Source organism: Collinsella sp. LCP19S3_A7 (assembly GCF_052121995.1).
GTDB lineage: Bacteria > Actinomycetota > Coriobacteriia > Coriobacteriales > Coriobacteriaceae > Collinsella.
The window spans coordinates 1-2180 of record NZ_JBQKDE010000035.1 but is presented as its reverse complement, the minus strand read 5'-3'; the positions used below and the strand labels follow the sequence as shown (position 1 = coordinate 2180).

General features: G+C 56.9%; 1 protein-coding gene. It reads left to right on the top strand.

What is annotated here, in order from left to right; translation table 11 throughout:
- The first annotated feature begins 277 nt into the window (after nt 1-277).
- Entirely contained in the window at nt 278-1972 is a 1695-nt protein-coding gene (locus tag ACTQV3_RS09170; RefSeq protein ID WP_154518687.1) for a phospho-sugar mutase, read from the top strand.
- Nucleotides 1973-2180: the final 208 nt, after the last annotated feature.

The window sequence follows — 2180 nt, the reverse complement described above, 5'->3', positions numbered from 1 at the left end:
GCCCGTGGGAGGCCAGGGCGCCGCTGACCGGTGGACGGCACCGAGCCGTGCGCTTGGACTGAGAAGGGGGAGGCCGCGAGGCCTCCCCCTTTTTCGTTTCTCAGGCAATTTAACTAAATTACAATTTTTACAACGATATCATCTGCCGTCTTATTCAGACGTTCACCGTTCTCCTGACAGTCTCACGCACTCAATGGATTACTATCTACTTAAGCGTGATACTGCGCTTGACCTGTTTTAGGCGGGCCGTTTTATTGATTATGAAGGAAGGACGCACATGGCAGATGTTCACGAGCTGCTTGATACTTGGATTGCCAATGTCAAGGATGATGAGCTGCTGACCGAGCTCAACACGATGAAGGAGCAGGGTGACGAGGATGCCATCACCGATGCCTTCTTCCAGGATCTTGCCTTCGGCACCGCCGGCCTGCGTGGCACGATCGGTGCTGGCACCAACCGTATGAATATCTATACGGTCGGCCGTGCAACGCAGGGCTTCGCCGACTATCTCAATGCGACTTTTGAGCATCCGACGGTTGCCATTGCTCGCGATAGCCGCAATAAGGGCGAATTGTTCGTCAAGACGACTGCTGCCATTCTTGCAGCAAACGGCGTGACTGCTCTCGTGTACCCTAAGATTTCTCCCGTGCCGACGCTTTCCTGGGCCGTCCGCGACCTTAAGTGCTCCGGTGGCATTTGCATGACCGCTAGTCATAACCCTGCGCCCTATAACGGCTATAAGGCATATGGCCCCGACGGCTGCCAGATCACTAGCGAGGCCGCCGATGCAATTTCTAAGGCTATCGCCGAGACCGATACGTTCACTGGCGTGAAGTCCATGGACTTCGATGAGGCTCTTGAGCAGGGTCTGGTCAAATGGATCGATGACTCGTGCCTCGAGCGTTATTACGACGCCGTTCTCGCGCGCGGCGTGACCAACCTTTCTGCTGAGGAGATCGCTGGCGCTCCGCTTAAGCTCGTCTACACTCCGCTCAACGGCACTGGCCTCATTCCCGTCACGACGGTGCTCGAGCGCGCCGGTATCACCGATGTCACGGTTGTTCCCGAGCAGAAGGACCCGAACGGCGATTTCCCGACCTGCCCGTATCCTAACCCCGAGATCCGTCAGGCCATGCAGAAGGGAATCGACCTGTGCGAGCAGGTTCACCCCGATCTGCTGCTTGCAACCGATCCTGACGCCGACCGTGTTGGCGTTGCTGTTAAGAATGGTGATGACTATCTGCTGCTGACCGGCAATGAGATGGGCGTTCTGCTGCTCGACTATATCTGCAAGACCCGTGCCGCCCGCGGCGAGGATCTCACCAAGAAGGTCGCGGTTACTACCATTGTTTCTTCTGCCATGGTCGATGCTCTGGCCGAGGAGTATGGCTTTGAGCTCCGTCGCTGCCTGACGGGCTTCAAGTACATCGGTGACATCATTACCTCGCTTTCCGATGCTGGTGAAGTCGATCGCTTTATCTTCGGTTTCGAGGAGAGCTACGGTTATCTGGCCGGCGACCACGTGCGCGACAAGGACGCCGTGAGCACTTCGCTGCTCATTTGCCAGATGGCGCAGTATTACAAGCTCCAGGGCAAGAACCTTGCCGATGCGATGCACGAGCTGTACGAGAAGTATGGCTACTATCACAACAAGACGATTTCGCTGAGCTATCCGGGCGCTGAGGGTGCGGCAAAGATGGCCGGCATCATGGCTGGTCTGCGCGAGAACCCGCCCGCGGAGCTCGCAGGCTCCAAGATCGAGGCCGTTGTGGATTACAACACGTGCGTGAACGGCCTGCCGAAGGCTAATGTCATTGAGTTCGATCTTGAGGGTGGCAACAAGGGTATTGTCCGTCCTTCCGGCACCGAGCCCAAGATCAAGCTGTACATCTTCGCTAAGGGCGCGGATGCCGCCGAGGCTGATGCAGCACTTGACGCGATTGAGGAGTCAGGTCGCAAGCTGTTGGCCTAAGGCTTTGAAAGCCTATTTCTATAGATAGACGAAAAAGGGGATCTCGGAAACGAGGTCCCCTCTCTATTACTGCTAAATACAGCTGAGAATCCCAAACTGTGTAGGAGTTGTGTGCAACCAGATTCCCGCCCCCGGGGCCCCTCCGGTCTGGCAATATATCTCCTTGCCGCGCGGCCCGGTCGGACCGGGAACCGGCGCAGGCGTGCAC

Excerpts from the sequence above, each read along its gene's own strand:
- ACTQV3_RS09170 (WP_154518687.1), top strand. The coding sequence starts at position 278 with ATGGCAGATGTTCACGAGCTGCTTGATACTTGGATTGCCAATGTCAAG.